Origin of the sequence: Pseudomonas sp. MWU12-3103b (assembly GCF_023100615.1) — a bacterium.
In the GTDB taxonomy this organism is placed as follows: Bacteria; Pseudomonadota; Gammaproteobacteria; order Pseudomonadales; family Pseudomonadaceae; genus Aquipseudomonas; species Aquipseudomonas putida_A.
On the sequence record NZ_JALMEY010000005.1, the window covers coordinates 33,922 to 52,207 of the forward strand.

17 protein-coding genes and 1 pseudogene are annotated in these 18,286 nt (G+C 58.1%); 11 read left to right on the forward strand and 7 right to left on the reverse strand.

All coding sequences use genetic code 11. The features are described 5' to 3' along the window. The first annotated feature begins 23 nt into the window (after nt 1-23). From rplQ to bfr, 3 genes are all read left to right on the forward strand, one after another. The gene (rplQ, locus tag M0808_RS10260; protein ID WP_003176402.1) at nt 24-410 is read left to right on the forward strand and encodes a 50S ribosomal protein L17; all 387 of its coding nucleotides are present in this window, start codon (nt 24-26) and stop codon (nt 408-410) included. A 239-nt stretch (nt 411-649) separates the two neighbouring features. Next, complete coding sequence (locus tag M0808_RS10265; protein ID WP_027614253.1) at nt 650-2,104, forward strand: catalase; 1,455 nt, start codon at nt 650-652, stop codon at nt 2,102-2,104. A gap of 150 nt (nt 2,105-2,254) precedes the next feature. After that, on the forward strand, nt 2,255-2,719 hold the full coding sequence (bfr, locus tag M0808_RS10270) for a bacterioferritin (RefSeq protein WP_003228714.1): 465 nt from the start codon (nt 2,255-2,257) through the stop codon (nt 2,717-2,719). Between the two features lie 64 nt (nt 2,720-2,783). Here bfr and uvrA read toward each other — a convergent pair whose 3' ends face one another. Continuing rightward, complete coding sequence (uvrA, locus tag M0808_RS10275) at nt 2,784-5,618, reverse strand: excinuclease ABC subunit UvrA (protein ID WP_027614251.1); 2,835 nt, start codon at nt 5,616-5,618, stop codon at nt 2,784-2,786. Between the two features lie 191 nt (nt 5,619-5,809). Here uvrA and M0808_RS10280 point away from each other — a divergent pair, with 191 nt between their 5' ends. The 3 genes and pseudogenes from M0808_RS10280 to M0808_RS28560 all read left to right on the forward strand — a co-directional run. Then, entirely contained in the window at nt 5,810-7,207 is a 1,398-nt protein-coding gene (locus M0808_RS10280; RefSeq protein ID WP_139055401.1) for an MFS transporter, read from the forward strand. 9 nt (nt 7,208-7,216) lie between these two features. Then, nucleotides 7,217-7,735 (forward strand): single-stranded DNA-binding protein, encoded by a 519-nt coding sequence (locus tag M0808_RS10285; protein ID WP_007966163.1) that lies wholly within the window; start codon nt 7,217-7,219, stop codon nt 7,733-7,735. Between the two features lie 95 nt (nt 7,736-7,830). After that, a pseudogene (locus M0808_RS28560) lies at nt 7,831-7,920 on the forward strand (metal ABC transporter ATP-binding protein); the annotation flags it as partial. A gap of 15 nt (nt 7,921-7,935) precedes the next feature. Here M0808_RS28560 and M0808_RS10290 read toward each other — a convergent pair. The 6 genes from M0808_RS10290 to M0808_RS10315 all read right to left on the reverse strand — a co-directional run bounded on the left by M0808_RS10290 (nt 7,936) and on the right by M0808_RS10315 (nt 12,376). Continuing rightward, nucleotides 7,936-9,093: a glutathionylspermidine synthase family protein gene (locus tag M0808_RS10290; protein ID WP_247840960.1), complete on the reverse strand. Its 1,158-nt coding sequence runs from the start codon at nt 9,091-9,093 to the stop codon at nt 7,936-7,938. A 2-nt stretch (nt 9,094-9,095) separates the two neighbouring features. After that, nucleotides 9,096-9,773, reverse strand: coding sequence for a DUF1190 domain-containing protein (locus M0808_RS10295; RefSeq protein WP_247840962.1), 678 nt, complete (start codon nt 9,771-9,773; stop codon nt 9,096-9,098). Nucleotides 9,774-9,790: 17 nt separating this feature from the next. After that, nucleotides 9,791-10,216, reverse strand: coding sequence for a DUF350 domain-containing protein (locus M0808_RS10300; protein WP_027614247.1), 426 nt, complete (start codon nt 10,214-10,216; stop codon nt 9,791-9,793). 15 nt (nt 10,217-10,231) lie between these two features. Next, nucleotides 10,232-10,882 (reverse strand): DUF2491 family protein, encoded by a 651-nt coding sequence (locus M0808_RS10305; RefSeq protein WP_247840964.1) that lies wholly within the window; start codon nt 10,880-10,882, stop codon nt 10,232-10,234. 196 nt (nt 10,883-11,078) lie between these two features. After that, nucleotides 11,079-11,777, reverse strand: coding sequence for a PspA/IM30 family protein (locus M0808_RS10310; RefSeq protein ID WP_007966153.1), 699 nt, complete (start codon nt 11,775-11,777; stop codon nt 11,079-11,081). A 17-nt stretch (nt 11,778-11,794) separates the two neighbouring features. After that, nucleotides 11,795-12,376, reverse strand: coding sequence for a YjfI family protein (locus M0808_RS10315; protein ID WP_230679397.1), 582 nt, complete (start codon nt 12,374-12,376; stop codon nt 11,795-11,797). 660 nt (nt 12,377-13,036) lie between these two features. On the opposite strand from M0808_RS10315, the gene M0808_RS10320 reads away from it, so the two are divergent. From M0808_RS10320 to M0808_RS10340, 5 genes are all read left to right on the forward strand, one after another. Further along, the gene (locus M0808_RS10320; RefSeq protein ID WP_247840966.1) at nt 13,037-14,167 is read left to right on the forward strand and encodes a ThiF family adenylyltransferase; all 1,131 of its coding nucleotides are present in this window, start codon (nt 13,037-13,039) and stop codon (nt 14,165-14,167) included. Beyond that, nucleotides 14,168-15,361 (forward strand): MFS transporter, encoded by a 1,194-nt coding sequence (locus tag M0808_RS10325; protein WP_098965850.1) that lies wholly within the window; start codon nt 14,168-14,170, stop codon nt 15,359-15,361. It begins immediately after the preceding gene. Between the two features lie 90 nt (nt 15,362-15,451). Next, entirely contained in the window at nt 15,452-16,186 is a 735-nt protein-coding gene (locus tag M0808_RS10330; RefSeq protein ID WP_247840968.1) for an iron-containing redox enzyme family protein, read from the forward strand. 181 nt (nt 16,187-16,367) lie between these two features. Continuing rightward, nucleotides 16,368-17,477: a DUF3182 family protein gene (locus tag M0808_RS10335; protein ID WP_247840970.1), complete on the forward strand. Its 1,110-nt coding sequence runs from the start codon at nt 16,368-16,370 to the stop codon at nt 17,475-17,477. Further along, nucleotides 17,467-18,225 (forward strand): alpha/beta fold hydrolase, encoded by a 759-nt coding sequence (locus M0808_RS10340; protein WP_047602490.1) that lies wholly within the window; start codon nt 17,467-17,469, stop codon nt 18,223-18,225. The genes M0808_RS10335 and M0808_RS10340 overlap by 11 nt, the downstream gene beginning before the upstream one ends. Nucleotides 18,226-18,286: the final 61 nt, after the last annotated feature.

Genomic DNA, 18,286 nt, shown 5'->3' on the forward strand with positions numbered 1-18,286 from the left:
TAGTGTTTGGTAAGGAATGAACCATGCGTCATCGTAAAAGTGGGCGTCACCTGAGCCGCACCAGCTCGCACCGCAAGGCCATGTTCCAGAACATGGCGGTGTCGTTGTTCGAGCACGAGCTGATCAAGACTACTCTGCCAAAAGCCAAAGAACTGCGCCGCGTTGCCGAGCCGCTGATCACTCTGGCCAAGACAGACAGCCTGGCTAACCGCCGTCTGGCTTTCGACCGTACTCGTTCGAAAGCTATCGTTGGTAAGCTCTTCAACGACCTGGGCAAGCGTTACGCTACCCGTGAGGGTGGCTACCTGCGCATCCTCAAGTGCGGCTTCCGCGCTGGCGACAACGCGCCTATGGCGTACGTCGAGTTGGTTGATCGTGCTACTGCTGGCGAAGCTGTATCCGCCGAGTAAGACGTCAGTCTGAAACGAAAAACCGGGCCTAGTGCCCGGTTTTTTGTGCCCGCAAGAAATGCGCTGTTCGTACAAGCTTCTGACATTGTTGTGTTGCCACTATGTGCAGGGAAACATAATTAGTAATTATCTATCGATGACTGCAAGTTAATGAATTTGTAGGTGTCTCATCGATGATCAATACTTCCCAGCAAGCCGATTAGCCGGCAGTTTCAAGACTGACAGAGGAAGAAGACCGTATGAGCCAGATCAAAACGCTTACGACCGCCAGTGGCGCACCTGTCGCCGATAACCAGAATTCTCGCTCCGCCGGCCCCCGTGGCCCGCTGCTGCTCGACGATTTTCATCTGATCGAGAAGCTTGCCCATTTCAACCGTGAAAACATTCCTGAGCGCCGCGTGCACGCCAAGGGCTCGGGTGCTTACGGTACGTTCACCGTGACCCGTGATATCACCGAATACACCAGCGCCAAACTGTTTGAGGCCGTGGGCAAGCAAACGCCAACGTTCTTGCGCTTCTCCACTGTAGGCGGCGAACGTGGCTCGGCTGACACTGAACGTGATCCACGTGGGTTCGCCCTCAAGTTCTACACCGAAGAGGGCAACTGGGACATCGTTGGCAACAACACCCCTGTTTTCTTCATTCGTGATCCACTGAAGTTTCCCGACTTTATCCACACGCAGAAACGTCTGCCGCAGAGCAACCTGAAAAGCGCCCAGATGATGTGGGACTTCTGGTCGCATTCGCCGGAAGCACTGCATCAAGTGACCATTCTGTTCTCGGATCGTGGCATTCCCGACGGCTATCGCCATATGCACGGCTTCGGCAGCCACACCTACAGCCTGATCAATGCCAAAGGTGAGCGTCACTGGGTGAAGTGGCACTACAAAACCAAGCAGGGCATCAAGAACCTGGCACCAGCCGATGCTGCGCGCCTGGCGGGTACCGATCCGGATTACGCTCAGCGTGATCTGTTCGAAGCCATCGAGCGTGGCGATTTCCCGAAATGGCGCGTATGCATTCAGATCATGACCGAGGCTCAGGCTGCAGCGCACTACGAGAACCCGTTCGACGTGACCAAGACCTGGTCGCAAAAGGAGTTTCCGCTGATCGAAGTCGGCGAACTGGAGCTGAACCGCAACCCGCTGAACTACTTTGCCGAGGTCGAGCAAGCCGCATTCGGTCCGAGCAACATGGTGCCAGGTGTCGGTCTGTCGCCGGATCGCATGCTGCAAGGCCGCGTGTTCGCCTACGCCGATGCACATCGCTATCGCGTGGGCACAAACCACCAACAATTACCGGTGAATGCGCCGCGCAGCCCGGTGAATACGTACCAGCGCGACGGCTCGATGGCCTTCGGCAGCAATGGTGGTGCAGCACCTAACTACGAACCGAACAGCTACATTGAATCACCGAAGCAAGCTCCGCACTACGCCGAGCCTGCACTGGCATTGAGCGGTGCTGCTGACCGTTACGATCATCGCGAAGACACCGATTACTACAGCCACGCCGGTGCGCTGTTCCGTCTGATGAGTGACGAGCAGAAAGCCTTGCTGGTCAGCAATATTGCCGGCGCCATGAGCGGTGTTTCACCTGATGTGGTTGATCGTCAGTTGCAGCATTTCTATAAGGCCGATCCGGCGTATGGAGAAGCAATCGCAAAGCTGCTCGACGTACAGCTTAACGAAGTCTAAACGAGAAGCAGAACCGCCCTCATTGGGGCGGTTTTTGCGTTATTTAGGCTGGTTTTCTCAGAATATCTTCGCTTTTATTGCGCGAAACGGGGTGACCTTCCGGTCAGCTTGGTTCAAACTACAGACTTTCAAGCAGGGAGATGTAGGGCGATGCAAGGCCACCCAGACGTAATCGATTACCTCAACACGTTGCTGACCGGCGAACTGGCCGCGCGTGACCAATATTTTGTTCACTCGCGGATGTATGAGGACTGGGGTTTCACCAAGCTCTACGAACGAATCAACCACGAGATGGAAGAAGAGGCCGGTCACGCCGACGCACTGATGCGCCGGATCCTGATGCTCGAAGGCACACCGCGCATGCGCCCGGACGATCTCGACGTCGGCACCACCGTCCCGGAGATGCTCGAAGCAGATCTGCGTCTCGAGTACAAAGTCCGCGCCGCTCTGTGCAAAGGCATTGAGTTGTGCGAGCAGCACAAGGATTATGTCAGTCGCGAAATCCTGCGTGTTCAGCTCAACGACACTGAAGAAGATCACACCTACTGGCTGGAAAAGCAGTTGGGCCTGATCAAGCTCATCGGTCTCGAGAATTACCTGCAATCTCACACCTGATTGCACAGACACAAAAAAGCCCCTGTCACGGTTGAAGTGACAGGGGCTTTTTCATGCCCGGAGATCAGGCCCGATCGCGAATCAGCAATGGCTTGAGGTAATGACCGGTGTGAGATTGCTTCATCTCGGCCACTTCCTCCGGCGTACCGGTGGCGATGATCTGACCACCCTTGGAGCCGCCCTCCGGCCCCAGATCCACCAGCCAGTCGGCGGTCTTGATCACGTCCAGGTTGTGCTCGATCACCACTACGGTATTGCCGTGGTCGCGCAAGCGATGCAGCACGTCGAGCAATTGCTGGATATCCGCAAAGTGCAGGCCGGTGGTCGGCTCATCGAGGATATACAGAGTTTTGCCGGTGTCGCGCTTGGACAGCTCGCGTGACAGCTTGACCCGCTGCGCTTCACCACCGGACAGCGTGGTTGCCGACTGCCCGAGCTTGATGTACGACAGGCCCACATCCATCAACGTCTGTAGCTTGCGTGCAAGCGCCGGTACCGCGTCGAAGAACTCCCGCGCCTCCTCGATGGTCATCTCGAGGGTTTCGTGGATGCTCTTGCCCTTGTATTTGATCTCAAGGGTTTCGCGGTTGTAGCGCTTGCTCTTGCACACATCGCACGGCACGTAAATGTCCGGCAGGAAGTGCATTTCCACTTTGATCAGGCCGTCGCCCTGGCACGCCTCGCAGCGACCGCCCTTGACGTTGAACGAGAAGCGCCCCGGGCCGTAACCACGGGAGCGCGACTCAGGCACGCCGGCGAACAGTTCGCGGATCGGTGTGAACAGCCCGGTGTAGGTCGCCGGGTTGGAACGCGGCGTACGGCCGATCGGGCTCTGGTCGATATCGACGACCTTGTCGAGATGCTCCAGGCCCTTGATGCTGTCATGTGCGGCCGCTTCCAGCGTGGTCGCACCATTGAGTGCAGTAGCGCTCAACGGGAACAGCGTGTTGTTGATTAGCGTCGACTTGCCGGAGCCGGAAACCCCGGTCACGCAGGTCAGCAGGCCGATCGGGATTTCCAGATCGACGTTGCGCAGGTTGTTGCCGCGCGCGCCCTTGAGCGACAGCGTCAGCTTCTTGTTACGCGGCGTGCGTTTGGCCGGCACTTCGATCTTCACCCGCCCCGACAGGTATTTACCGGTCAGGGAATCCGGGTGCGCCATGACTTCGGCCGGCGTGCCTTCAGCCACGATCTGCCCGCCGTGCACCCCGGCGCCCGGCCCGATATCCACCACATAGTCGGCCAGACGAATCGCGTCTTCGTCGTGCTCGACCACGATCACCGTGTTGCCGATGTCGCGCAGGTGCTTGAGGGTGCCGAGCAACCGGTCGTTATCGCGCTGATGCAGGCCGATGGACGGTTCGTCGAGGATATACAGCACCCCGACCAGACCGGCGCCGATCTGGCTCGCTAGACGAATGCGTTGCGCCTCGCCACCGGACAGGGTGTCGGCGCTGCGATCCAGCGATAGATAGTCGAGGCCGACGTTGACCAGGAACTGCAGACGCTCGCGGATTTCCTTGAGGATCTTGTCGGCGATCTCGCCACGCCGACCTGTCATCTTCAACTCGCCGAAGTATTCGCAGGCATCGCCAATCGGCAGGTTGGTCACTGCCGGCAGGGTTTTCTCGCCAACCCACACGTGCCGCGCTTCACGGCGCAGACGAGTGCCGCGGCAATCCGGGCAAGCCTGGGTGCTGAGAAACTTGGCCAGCTCTTCACGCACGCTGGCCGATTCGGTTTCGCGGTAGCGACGTTCAAGGTTCGGCACGATGCCTTCGAACGGGTGCGAACGTTTGACGATGTCGCCGCGGTCGTTGAGGTATTTGAAGTCGACATTCTGTGAGCCGCTGCCATGCAGGATCTGTTTCTGCTGTTCGGCGGTCAGCTCGTTGAACGGCTTCTCAAGACTGAACTTGTAGTGCGAGGCCAGTGAGCCGAGCATCTGGAAGTAATAGACGTTACGCCGGTCCCAGCCACGGATCGCGCCCTCGGCCAGGGTCAGTTCACCATTGACCAGGCGCTTGATGTCGAAGAACTGCTTCACGCCCAGGCCATCGCAGGTCGGGCAGGCGCCGGCCGGGTTGTTGAAGGAGAATAGCTTCGGCTCAAGCTCGCTGATGGCATGGCCGCAGATCGGGCAGGCAAAGCGCGCGGAGAAGATCATCTCTTCACCTGGCTCATCGTCCATCGGCGCGACCAAGGCAATGCCGTCCGCCAGCTTCAGTGCGGTTTCGAACGATTCGGCCAGACGCTGCTGCAGGTCGGCGCGGACCTTGAAACGGTCGACGATCACATCGATCGAGTGCTTCTTCTGTTTATCCAGTTTCGGCAGTTCATCAAGTTCGCAAATGCGGCCGTTGACCCGGGCGCGGACGAAGCCTTGGGCACGCAGCTCTTCAAAAACCGAAAGGTGTTCACCTTTGCGTTCGCGAATAACCGGCGCCAGCAACATCAGCTTGCTGCCTTCCGGTTGTGCCAGCACCAGATCGACCATCTGGCTGACGGTCTGCGCTTCCAGCGGAATGTCGTGATCCGGGCAACGCGGCGTACCGACACGTGCATACAGCAGACGCAGGTAGTCGTAGATTTCGGTGATGGTGCCGACCGTGGAACGCGGGTTGTGCGAGGTCGACTTCTGTTCGATGGAGATCGCCGGCGACAAACCTTCAATGGTGTCGACGTCGGGTTTTTCCATCATCGACAGGAACTGTCGGGCGTAGGCCGACAGGGATTCGACATAGCGGCGCTGACCTTCGGCGTACAGCGTGTCGAAGGCCAGGGACGACTTGCCGGATCCGGACAGGCCGGTGATGACGATCAGTTTGTCCCGTGGCAGGGTCAGGTCGATGTTCTTCAGGTTGTGGGTACGGGCCCCACGTATCAGGATCTTGTCCAAAGTGGCCTCGCTCGGCGGGCGTCGAAAACGTAGGAGTATACGGGCAAATACTGGATGGATGCACACTATCAAACGAAGGGTTTTTTACCTTGCATGAAGAGAGTTTCATCTATACGCGTCATAGCGTCGCGATATACCCCGTCTTTCGATGGGACTGGTAGAATCGCCGCCGGTTCACACGAGGTTTTTCCATGCACGATCCCCACAGCGAACGCATGAGTGGCAGCGAGACCCGCGCAGCGAGCGGTCTGGCCCTGGTGTTCGCCTTCCGTATGCTTGGCATGTTCATGGTGTTGCCGGTACTGGCGACCTACGGCATGGACCTGGCGGGAGCGACCCCGGCCCTGATCGGGCTGGCGATTGGCGCTTACGGCCTGACCCAGGCGATTTTCCAGATTCCGTTCGGGATCATTTCCGACCGTATCGGCCGGCGGCCGGTGATTTTCCTCGGGCTGGTGGTCTTCGCCCTTGGCAGTGTGCTGGCGGCTCAGGCCGATTCGATCTGGGGCGTGATTGCCGGACGCATCCTGCAGGGCGCCGGGGCGATTTCCGCTGCGGTCATGGCACTGCTTTCCGACCTGACCCGTGAACAGCACCGTACCAAAGCCATGGCCATGATCGGCATGACCATCGGTCTGTCGTTCGCCGTGGCCATGGTGGTCGGGCCGTTGCTGACCCGCGCGTTCGGCCTGTCCGGACTGTTCCTCGCCACTGGCGGCATGGCCCTGTTCGGGATCGTCATCGTGATGTTCATGGTGCCGAAATCCACCGGGCCGCTGAGCCATCGAGAGTCTGGCGTGGCGCGTCAGGCCTTGATGCCGACGCTCAAACATCCGGATCTGCTGCGCCTGGATTTGGGCATTTTTGTGTTGCACGCGATGCTGATGTCGAGCTTCGTCGCCCTGCCGCTGGCGCTGGTGGAAAAGGCCGGGCTGCCCAAGGAGCAGCACTGGTGGGTTTATCTGACTGCGCTACTGATCTCTTTCTTCGCCATGATCCCGTTCATCATCTATGGCGAGAAGAAACGCAAAATGAAACGAATTTTGCTCGGCGCCGTCCTGACGCTGATGTTCACTGAGCTATTCTTCTGGCAGTTCGGTGACAGTTTGCGGGCTCTGGTGATCGGTACGGTGGTGTTCTTCACCGCGTTCAATCTGCTGGAAGCTTCGTTGCCGTCGCTGATCAGCAAGGTTTCACCGGCAGGCGGGAAGGGCACGGCCATGGGCGTGTATTCCACCAGCCAGTTCCTCGGTTCGGCGCTCGGCGGGATACTTGGCGGCTGGCTGTTTCAGCATGGCGGTCTGTCGGTTGTGTTCCTTGGATGTGCGGGTCTGGCTGCCATCTGGCTGGCCTTTGCTGTTACCATGCGCGAACCTCCCTACGTGACGAGCCTGCGCTTGCCGTTGTCGCCCGAGGCGATCCGCGAAGCGGGTCTGGTCGAGCGCCTCAAGGCCCTCGTAGGGGTAACAGATGCAGTGATAGTTGCTGATGAAGCGGCTGTTTACATCAAACTGGACAAAGAATTAGTGGATCGCGACACCCTCGAACGCCTGGTGAACAACCCGGCCGGGGCTGCTTGCGAAGCCTAGGAGAACGTTATGGCCCGTGGGGTTAACAAAGTCATATTGGTCGGCACTTGCGGCCAGGATCCCGAAGTTCGCTACCTGCCTAACGGTAACGCCGTGACCAACCTGAGTCTGGCAACCAGCGAACAGTGGACCGACAAGCAAACCGGTCAAAAGGTCGAGAAGACCGAATGGCACCGTGTTTCGATGTTCGGCAAGGTTGCGGAAATCGCCGGCGAGTACCTGCGTAAAGGCTCGCAGGTGTACATCGAAGGCAAGCTGCAGACCCGCGAGTGGGAAAAAGACGGTATCAAGCGTTACACCACAGAAATCGTGGTCGACATGCAAGGCACCATGCAACTGCTCGGCGGCCGTCCACAACAGGGCGACCAACAAGGCGGTGGCAACAACTACCAGCAGCAGGCGCCACGCCAACAGGCTCCGCGTCCGCAGCAGTCGGCTCCGCAACAGCGTCCAGCCCCGGCTCCACAGCAGGCTGCACCGCAACCGGCTCCGGATTTCGACAGCTTCGATGACGATATCCCGTTCTGATTCGCTGCTGCATCCACGCTGAATAAAAAAGGCCCGTCGTTCAACACGACGGGCCTTTTTTGTGGCGCAAGGTCCGCGATTACTACTGATCTCCTGTGGGAGCGGGCTTGCTCGCGAAGGCGTCGGGTCAGTCAAAGCATTTGTTGAATGGCAGTCCGCTTTCGCGAGCAAGCCCGCTCCCACAAATGCGGGTGTGTGTTTCAGTCGAGGATCAGGTGCGGCAGAAACCGGCTTGAATCCTTGGTGATCAGACTGTTGTCTTCGCGCACGCCGATCCCCGCCGCCTGATCACCAATCACCCACGAGCCGATCAGCGTGTAGCTGTCGTCGAACTTCGGCAATGGCGCAAATTCCTGCAGGATGAATGGCGCATCGGTGTAGGGCCCGTCTTCTTTGACGATCAGACCTTCTGCCGTTTGCAGTTCGATATTCGCGCCTTCGCGGGAGAAGTACGGTTTGCGTACCCAGCCCTTGGGCACCGCACTGGCCGGATTCGGATCAAGGTGCGCCGCGAGCAGATTCGGATGCCCCTTGTGCAGCTCCCACAGCAAAGGCAGCGCGCCTTTGTTCGACAGGATCGACTTCCACGCCGGTTCGAAGAACTGCGTATCGCTTTCGGCGATTGCTGCACCGAATGGCTCGTGGAAAATAAATTCCCAGGCATGCAGCTTGAACAGGTGCGGGATCCAACGATCCTCAAGGTCGACGAAGCGACCCTCGGCGGTCAGGCCGATGTCTTCGATGTCGATGTGCCGGGATTCGAAACCGACCTTTTCCGCGATCAGGCGCAAGTAGTCGGTGGTCCCCTTGTCTTCGACCGAGTCTTTCATCGACGCAAAGTAGAACGGCCGCTTGAGCTGCAACTCGGCAAACGCCTGGTGCAGCTTGGTATCGATGCTGTTGAACTGGTCGGCATGGCGCGGCAGCATCCCGCGCTCGATGCACTGCTCCAGCCAGCCCCACTGAAATGCCGCCGCCTCATAGAGACTGGTCGGCGTGTCGTAGTTGAGTTCCAGCAGCTTTGCCGGGCCGTTGCCGCTGTAGGAAAAGTCCATACGCCCGTACAGATGCGGATGACCTTCCAGCCAGGACGTGCGGATCATGTCGTAGTACGGCGCTGGGATGCTCAGGCGATCCAGCAGCTCTTCGCTGTGCACCACACGGTCGACCAGGTCCATGCACATCTCGTGCAGTTCGGTGGTCGGATCCTCCAGATCGTTTTCAATCTGCGCGAGCGTGAACTGGTAGTAGGCGCTTTCGTCCCAGTACGGCTCGTCGTCGATGGTGTGGAACAGAAAACCGAGGCTTTCGGCAGTCTGTTTCCAGTCGGGGCGCTCGGCGCAGTGGATCTTTTTCATGATCAGCTGCTCGAACTGCCCCAGCCGCCCCAACCGCTGCGCGCGGAAGACTGGCTGCCGAAGCCGCCGCGGGACGTCGACGAAGCGACGTTGACCGGTTTGCTCCGGGTGCTGTCGTAGCGGGTGTCGGTGCGGGTACCCGGTGCCGATTCGATTTTGCGGTACTGCGCCGAGGTGTTGTAGGTCTGGCGCGTATCGCGATCGCGATAGACCGTGCGATTGGCGTTGTTGCTCATCGCATTGCCGATCAGCCAGCCCGTCAGCCAACCGTTGCCGCCGCCGGACGAGTGCGAAGTGCTTTGTACGTTCTGGGCGGCGGCGGCTTCACCGGCAGGCATCTGCGCATTGGCAAGCGCATTCAGGTCCTGTGGCGCCTCGTCGTTCTGCGGCACCTTGAAGCCGCCGAGCTTCGGCACGAAGCGGCCATCGGAGTTTTTCTGGCACCAGTCGGCGGCAAAGTCTGCGTCGCACTTGGCCTTGTCATCGTAGGCCGGCGCAATACGTCGATGTTCGGTCAATGCCGCGACGTAGGCGTTGGAACAGACGTCGGCGGCCACTTCGGCGCCGACGCACTCCTCGACAGATTGGAAGCGTTGCTGCTCCTGCGCGGCAACCTCGCCGGAAATCGCCAGCGCCACCGAAGCGGCGAGAGACAGTTGAACGTACTTGCTGCGTTTCATCGAAGGCTTCCTGCCGATCAGTTGGACGGGGTCATGCACGCGGCGTTAAGCATGCCGACGCTGATGGCCACTGCGGCCACATAGATACCCGAAGCGATTTCACCGTTGGCGATACGCTGCGACGTGCCCTTGAGCACCAGCCCCGTGGCGAGAAAGGCCAGCAGCTGCACCACCGCAGCAATCACCGCCCACAGCACGAAATCGAGAACGTTGACCGAAAACGCGATCACGTTGCTGGCCGGAATCGCGAAGCCGATGATCGCGCCCGCCAGAGCGATGGCGGCAGCGATGTTGCCGGAGCGAATCAGCTCGAACTCCTTGTGTGGCGTGATGCGGGTGTAGACGAACTGAAACAGCATGAACAGCAGCACGGCGCCGATCAGGTAGACGACGAAACCGACCAGTGCGGTCTTGTTCAGGGAAACGGCCAGCACTTCCAGCATGGAAAACTTCCTTATTTAAATGGTGCTCAAATCAGTCGTGTACAGCGAAATGCCCAGCGAGGTGCTCAGGCTGACGGTGCCTTCCTCGTCCTGTTCGACGGAGAACAGCAGCAGTTCGCGGCGATCGGTCAGGCCGGTCTCGCGCGCGTAAAGCATGGAGTGGTGTTCGATGGTGTAGCTCTCGTCCGGGTTGACCACATGTTCGGTCATCGGTACGAGTTCGGTCTGGCCTTGTTCGGTGCCCCATTCGCGGCTGTACTGGACGCCGTCGTGGGTATAGATCGGCAGGCCGATCGGGCTTTCGGGGCCGGCCAGGCGCTGCAGCTCGGCGTCACTGTTGACGGTCACGTAGCTGAGGTAGTTGAACAGGGTGACCGACTCGATCTGGTCGTCACCGGTGACGTGGATCTGCAGCCAGAAGTCTTCGTTATTGAGGTAGTAGCGATGCAGCTTGTTGGATTGGCCGAGGTCGATCCAGCCGGCGCTCCAGATTGCCTCTGCCGCTGGAACCTGCACCGAGGTGCTGCCATCGAGCAGCAAGGCCAGAGTCGAATCGAATCGCACACCTTTGCCTTGTGCCATCCCGAGTGGGCCATTGGCAACGGTTGGCGTTGGCGCAGCGGTCTGCCAGTTGCTGGTACCCAGCAAGTCTTTGAACCATCCCATGGGTACATTCCTTGAGGCGGGTGGAGGTGTTCGTCGTAAAAAACGCCGCCAGTGTACCGGGCCGGGCGACGAACGACACGCCGTAAACCATGTGGGAGCGGGCTTGCTCGCGAAGGCGGTGTGTCAGGCAGCTAAAGTAACGACTGACAAACCGCTTTCGCGAGCAAGCCCGCTCCCACAGGTTTTGTGCAAACGCTTACTGCGCGGACTTCTGCTTCAGACGCTCGAGGATCGCATTGGCGCTGCCTTCGTTCGGCGTGATGCCGGCGTCGCGCAGTTTGCGTTCCAGGTCATTGCCGGTCGAAGCGTCAGCCAATTCATCGGCGGCACTCAGCTCGGCAGCGCGTTGCTGCTGCTTGGCCTGCAGACGGTTCAGCGTGCCCACCGCGGTTTCCAGCTTGCCATTGGCGCCGCCGCTGGCGATGGATGCGCTGACCTGTGCTTTCTGCACGCTTTCACGGGCCTTGGCCATGTCCACCTGCTGGCGCAGGCTCTTGATCCGCGACTCGGCCTTGCTGATGTCCTTGCGCATGTTTTCGGCGTAGGTGCCGAATTCGTCGCTCTGGGCTTTCTCGGCGGTCAGGTCGTTGGTCAGGGTCGAAATCGCTTCAGCCACTTCCATCGCCAGGTCTTCGCGGCCGGCGTTCAGCGCTGAAACCGCCTTGGCTTCCAGATCCTTGATCTTGGCGTCGTACTCGCTCACGCGATCAGCGGCCAGCTTGTGCTTGGCCATGATGGTGACCAGCTCACGGCGGGCATTCGACAGCGCGGTGTCGGCGTCGCGGATTTCCTGGTCGAGGATGCGCAGGGCCTGTTGGTCGACGATCGCTTCGCCGACTTCATTGGCGCCGCCGCGCAGCGCGGTGAACAACTTGCTCCAGATGGACTGAGTCATTGGATATTCCCTGTTGATTACTTGAAGAAGTGTTCGAAGGCTTCGCTCGCGCGCTGCACGTTGTCGACCAGGGTTTTCACCTCGGTGACGACGTTGGTCAGGCTCGAGTCGGCGCTGAGGGCGCCAAACATGTTGTAAACGGTCTGGCCGTTAGGCATCGACTCGATACCGATCGACGACAGCGGGAACATTTCCCGGCTGCGCAGCACGGCGTCGTTGAAGGCGCGCACGTCAGTGATCGAATCGATGTCCACCAGCACGGTGTCGACGATGATCTGCTGACCGGCCACAGCGATGTGAATCGGCAGACCGCCGAATTCGTTCATTTCCAGCTTGATGCTGGGTTCGGAGCTCTGGATCAGAGACAGCGTGATCTCGTGCGAAGCCACCTCGTCCAGTGCCTTGAGGGCGTTGAAGAGGCTATCGATGTTCCAGTTGTTGCCTGCGCTCATGTAATTCTCCGACATGAATGAGCCAGCCAGAATCGGTTGGCGTAGCTGTTGCTCCATCTGCTTGAGCAAGCTTCGGTTTTCCGGAAGTACCCAAGTTTCGTGTTTCACATAACCGGCGGCAGCCAGGCCCGCGCGCATCTGCTTCATGTAGAAGCTCGACGGCTTTTTCGCGGACGGTTTCGAGCGCTCTCCCTGTGGGCTCTCTGATGCAACGGTGGGGGAGCGACTTTTCATGGCAATGACTCCGTTATGAACATCTCACGCGTGAGCCACACTACAACCAATTCAAAATGCCATCAATGGCTCACGCGTGAGATTTTTTCGGCATGTCGACATCGCTGATGAGGTGGTGGTCGCAAGCGTTGTGCCGGGTGGGGAGTGTATTTCTGATTAATCACTGATGTTTATTGTCTGGAAGGCGAGTTTGTTTCTCAATTCTCGCGCTGTGATTTTTTATTGTTTAAGTATTGAAGATAATTCCTACATTGTTTTTGCATGTTTCCGTAAGAAGTAATAGCGGCCCTTCGTAAGGGCGTAGGAATTTTTTTCTTTGTGAGTAATATTAAGAAACAAGGTCGGTTCGCAACCACTAAGAACTTATTCTAGTTTTGGGGTGTGCACACCTTCACTCCGGTGGAACACAGCTTGGACTACCGGCCCTTCAACTTTTGAGGAAATCATTATGACTTTCGAAAAAGCATCTTCCGCTGGCGATTCTCAGATCGGCTGATCTGATCAGTAAGAACCGGGGCCTTCGCGGCCCTGGTTCTTTTACTAACTTGTTTTAATAGCGATCGAGGCTCGAATATGAAGCTTTGTCTTAAACCGACGATTATTCCGTTCAAACTGGATGGTCAGGTAGTTCTGCGTTTTAACGGTCAATACGCAAAAATCCCCGACCTACACGGTGCTGTCTGGGAGTTCATCAAGGCACTTGATGGCCGTACACCCTTTGAGGAGTTGATTACCCAAGTGGCAGACCGTTACCCCGCGGTGGATCAGGACGAAATCCGAAGCGTCGCGCAAGATCTGATCAAATACCGGCTGGTCGAGAGTCCGGATGCCTTTGAGACTACTTCTCTTTCGGATCATGATCGCATCAGATTTTCCCGCAACATCGACTTTTTCGGGTCGATGGCGGCTGTGGGCGAGAACAAGTTCACCCACCAGGAAAAACTGCGCACGGCCAGGGTCTGTGTCCTGGGCTGCGGCGGTCTGGGCACCCATATCCTGTTCGACCTGGTAGCGCTGGGTGTCCACCATCTGACGATCCTCGATTTTGACACGATCGAGTTGAGCAATTTGAACCGGCAGATCCTTTACAAGGAAACCGACGTTGGCATGCCGAAGGTTGCAACGGCCAGGCGCAGGTTGCTTGAATTCAACAGTCACCTCGACATTACTGCTCACGAAACCCGCCTCCAGTCGGCGCAAGACGTCGCCGGCATCGTACGCGGCCACGATATTGTGATTTGTGTCGCCGATAAACCCGCGAACTACATGGCCGACTGGCTGAATGAGGCCTGTGTTGAACAGGGCGTACCCTTCATTTCAGGCGGGCTTGATGTACGGCGCTCGGTGTTTTATTCGGTGGTGCCTGGCTCCTCGGGCTGCGGTGCTTGCTGGCTGACGTCGGCGCGTAACAAGAGCAGCCTGGTGAACAGCGTTTCGACCATGGCCAAACAGCACGACATCACTTATGAGCATCCCGGCCCGGCTCTTGTGACTTTGGTGGCTGTCACCGCCGGGATGATGGTCAGCGAAACAGTCAAGATCATCACCGGCTGCCAACCGCCACAATTGACCAACAAGCTAAAGGAATTCACATTCGACGACCTGGACATCAGCGTCGCCGAAGTCTGGCAACAGAATCCGGACTGCACGGTGTGTGGACATCTCGCGGACGCGCAACGGTCGCCGCAGGCGGAGACTGTCTAGATGTTCAAACTCCTGGCGTCCTATGCCATCACGTCCATCTGTTCATGGGCCATCGCGTTTCTGATCCCGCTTTATGTTTATGAGCAGACCGGCTCCCCAGTCTGGACGTCGCTGGCTTTTTTCGCCGCGATGGCGCCGTACATACTGGTCACGCCCTTCGCCGGTGTGTGGAGTGATCGCTACAGCAAACGGCGTTTTTTGATCGGTGGTGATCTGATCAACATCGTCACCGGCTGCCTTATATATGCTGCCGTGATTACGCTGTCCGGGAGCAGCTTGAGTATTACTCTGTTACTGCTGAGCTTTCTGTTGGCAAGCGTCGGTGCCACCCACCACCCGGTCTTCCAGAGTATTGCGCCCGCACTGATCGAAGGGCCCAAACTCCACCGGTTCAATGCAATCGTCAATGCCAGTGACAACATCATTCGCATCGTTGCACCAATCGGCGTTGCAGCCTTGCTGGCCTTCAGTACCAAGGAGCAGTTGCTGATTGGCAGCATTGTCGGATTTGCGCTATCCCTGCCGCTTTGCTTCTTGCTGAAAGAGCAGGGTAAGCCTGCGCCGGCCACCACGCGGGTATTCACGGAAATCAAAGCCGGACTGTTGTATGTCATCCAGCAGCGAGAACTGTGTTCGTTTGTCATGCTGTTCTTTTTCTGCAATTTCGGTTTTGCCTTGATCGGTGCCAGCCTTGTCTATGTCTACACCACGCTACTGGCCGTGCCATTGAGTGATGTGGGCTATTACTACGGGCTCATTGGTGCAGGTGCCGTCGCCGGATCAGCTATGGGGGCGTTTCTGGTGAAGAGATATCCGGCCGGCATTCTTATCCGTCGAAGCTGTTTGCTGGCCGGGGTGTTCACGCTGATGGGGGCGATGGCCAACGATCCGTGGTCACTTTCGGCACTGTGGGCGCTTTCTACCGGTTGCCAATCCGTGGTGGTCATCGCTTTTTTCACCTATCGCCAGCAGGTGGTTCCGCAAACCATTCTTGGGCGAACGGTCGGAGTTACACGGCTCATTGCCTACCTCGCGATTCCGCCGGCGAGCCTGCTGAGTGGATGGCTGTTACTGCATTTCTCAAGCAGCGCTGTGATTCTTGCGTCAGGCGGTCTGTGCATCATTTTCGCCTCTCTATGTGCTTACTTTCTGGCCAGGTTTGAGCGCCCGGTCATTTACAGCGACGCACAATGAATACGGTTTTGTAAGTTTTTCGGGGTTGCAGAATAACTGGAAAGTTGCGATCGGCTGGATGGCTGATAAAGAATTAAAAGGAATTTAAAGTTGGAAGTAGATAAAGAGTTGAATCGCGGCGATGGGGCGAAGGTCATTAAGTTCATGACCGGAGGCACATTATGGGGCGAATGGCTGGACGCTGATGCGTTAGATGGATTGGTTAATCATGAACTGTTGCTGGCAATGCAAGACGGTCATGTTTCGCTGAAGGGGATGCGTTACTTTCTGATCCAGCATCATTACTACTCGCGAAACTTTACCCGCTTTCTGTGCGCGATCCTCAATCGCCTCGAGTCCCTTGGCGACATAAAATTGCTATTGGAAAACATGCAAGAGGAAATGGGCATAGATGGTGACAACAAGCTCACGCATGCCGAGTTGTTTCAAAGGTCGCTGCGGATCCTGGGCACCCATCCCTTGGCTGAATTGCCTTTACCTCAGACCGTGGATTTCACCCAATGCATCATGCAGCTTTGCCGCAGTGAAAATCCTGTCGAGGGCCTCGCAGCACTCTGCCTGGGAGCCGAAGCCATTGTGCCGCTGATTTACAAACCGATTCTGCTGGCACTGGAGGGACTGAATGTCAGTGAGGAAGGCCTGGAGTTCTTTCGCCTGCATATCGAAGAGGATGAGGACCACGCGATAACCATGCTGGGAATTCTGCAACGCCTGACTCACCAGACGCCTGAAGCCAAGCGGCTTGCGATTCAAATCGGGCGTCAGGCTATGCTCAAACGTTGTGTCATGTTCGATGCCATCTGGAAGGAAGTCAGTCAGCAGTAGTCGACGTCCCGTTTCGTGCAAATTGCCGCGGATTCGCTGGCAGTCGTGCAGATTGAAACAGGCCTGATGCCACCATGCTTGTTCCAAGCGATTGAATCATTGGGCATTCCCGGCGCCAGGCGATTGGCCTGATCTCTGCACTTCTCTCATTACATTCATCAAGTGGCTTGAAGGGGGATGCATGACCCCGATGTCGAGCAGGAAAGTGGTCGTCGCCCATTCGGTTCGTGCCGGGGCGCCGCAACATGAAGTGCAGACCAACAAGGCGCTGGCCCGCTGGCTGGCGCAGATTCTGGGACTCAGCTTCGGCGGAAGTTTTGACCCGCAGAAGCATCGCGGTCGCGATGTGTATTGGCTGCCGACCCAGACCATTGTTGGCCCGGCCAGCGCGCGTAATCTGGGGATCAGGGGTCCCGGCGATTTGTGGGGCGGGTACGTCGAACACGATTTCATTTGCACCAAAGCCATCAGCCACGGCTTGCGCAGTCATCTGGCTCACGCGCCACAAGGCTGGGCGCCGCTGTTTTCCGAGCGCGTGCGCGATGTGGTGCTTGATGGCTTGACGGTGTTTGCCTTGGAAGACGCGCGGCCCGCCGCCGAGCATTTGCTGTACAGCGGGCCGATCCGCCTGAAGCCGATTCACGCTTGTGCCGGTCGTGGCCAGGAAGTTATCAACAGCCTCGACGCGTTCGATGAAGTACTGGCCCGTGCAGAAGCGGAAGCGTTGTTTCGCGATGGCGTGGTGCTCGAACAGGACTTGAGCAAGGTCTTCACCCACAGCGTTGGCCAGTCATTCATCGGCGACAAAGTGCTGAGCTACTGCGGTGATCAATACTTGACCAAGGATGCCCATGGCGAAGACGTCTATGGTGGTTCGAATCTGCTGGTAGTGCAGGGCGGCTACGCAGATCTGCTGGCGCTGGACTTGCCGGATGACGTGCGACTGGCCATCAAGCAGGCGCAGATTTTCGACCGGGCGGCGGATGAGGCTTATCCAGATTTCTACGCCTCGCGGCGCAACTACGACATTGCCCAAGGCCTGGACAGCAATGGCAAACCCCGCAGCGGGGTGCTCGAACAATCCTGGCGCATGGGCGGTGCCAGCAGCGCTGAATTGGCCGCGTTGCAAAGCTTCGTCAATGATCCGCAGATGCCCGCGATCCGCGTGTCGACCGTAGAAACCTATAGCGATCAAAGCCTGCCGGCGGACGCCATCGAAATCTATCGCGGGCCAGCGGAGAACAGCGACTTCCTTCTCAAATACGTAACGGTCAAATCTTATGACGGCTAGAAGCGAAAGCATTCAGATCGACATTGATGATGAACAGATGAGCGGGACGTTTCTCAGTCCAAAATCGAAAGTCCCCGGCGTGTTGTTTGTGCACGGCTGGGGCGGTAGCCAGGAGCGTGATCTTGAACGCGCCAAGGGCATCGCCGGGCTTGGTTGTGTATGCCTGACCTTCGACCTGCGCGGTCACACCGGCGGTACCGGCATTCCGCTGACGCGGGTGACGCGCGAAGACAACCTGCGTGACCTGCTCGCAGCTTACGACCGCCTGCTGGCGCATCCGGCGCTCGACACCTCGGCGATTGCGGTGGTTGGCACCAGTTATGGCGGTTACCTGGCTTCGATCCTCACCTCGTTGCGTCCGGTGCGCTGGCTGGCGCTGCGGGTACCGGCGCTGTATCGCGACGAGCAATGGCACACGCCCAAGCGTGAACTGGACAAGGCCGACCTGCGCGACTATCGGGCGACGTTGGTCCGTGCAGACAGCAACCGTGCGCTGCACGCCTGTTCGCAGTTCACCGGGGATGTGTTGCTGGTGGAATCGGAAACCGACGACTACGTGCCCCACGCGACGATCATGAGCTACCGTGCCGCCTGTCAGCAGACGCATTCGCTGACGCACCGGATCATCGATGGCGCCGACCATGCCTTGAGCGAGCCGGTTTCGCAGCAGGCCTATACCTCGATTCTGGTGGACTGGATTACCGAAATGGTTGTCGGTGAGCGGTTGAGCATTATTCAGGCAACATGATCTTTGGCGCCCTTTCGAACCCCTTCGCGAGCAAGCCCGCTCCCACATTTGGAATGCGTTC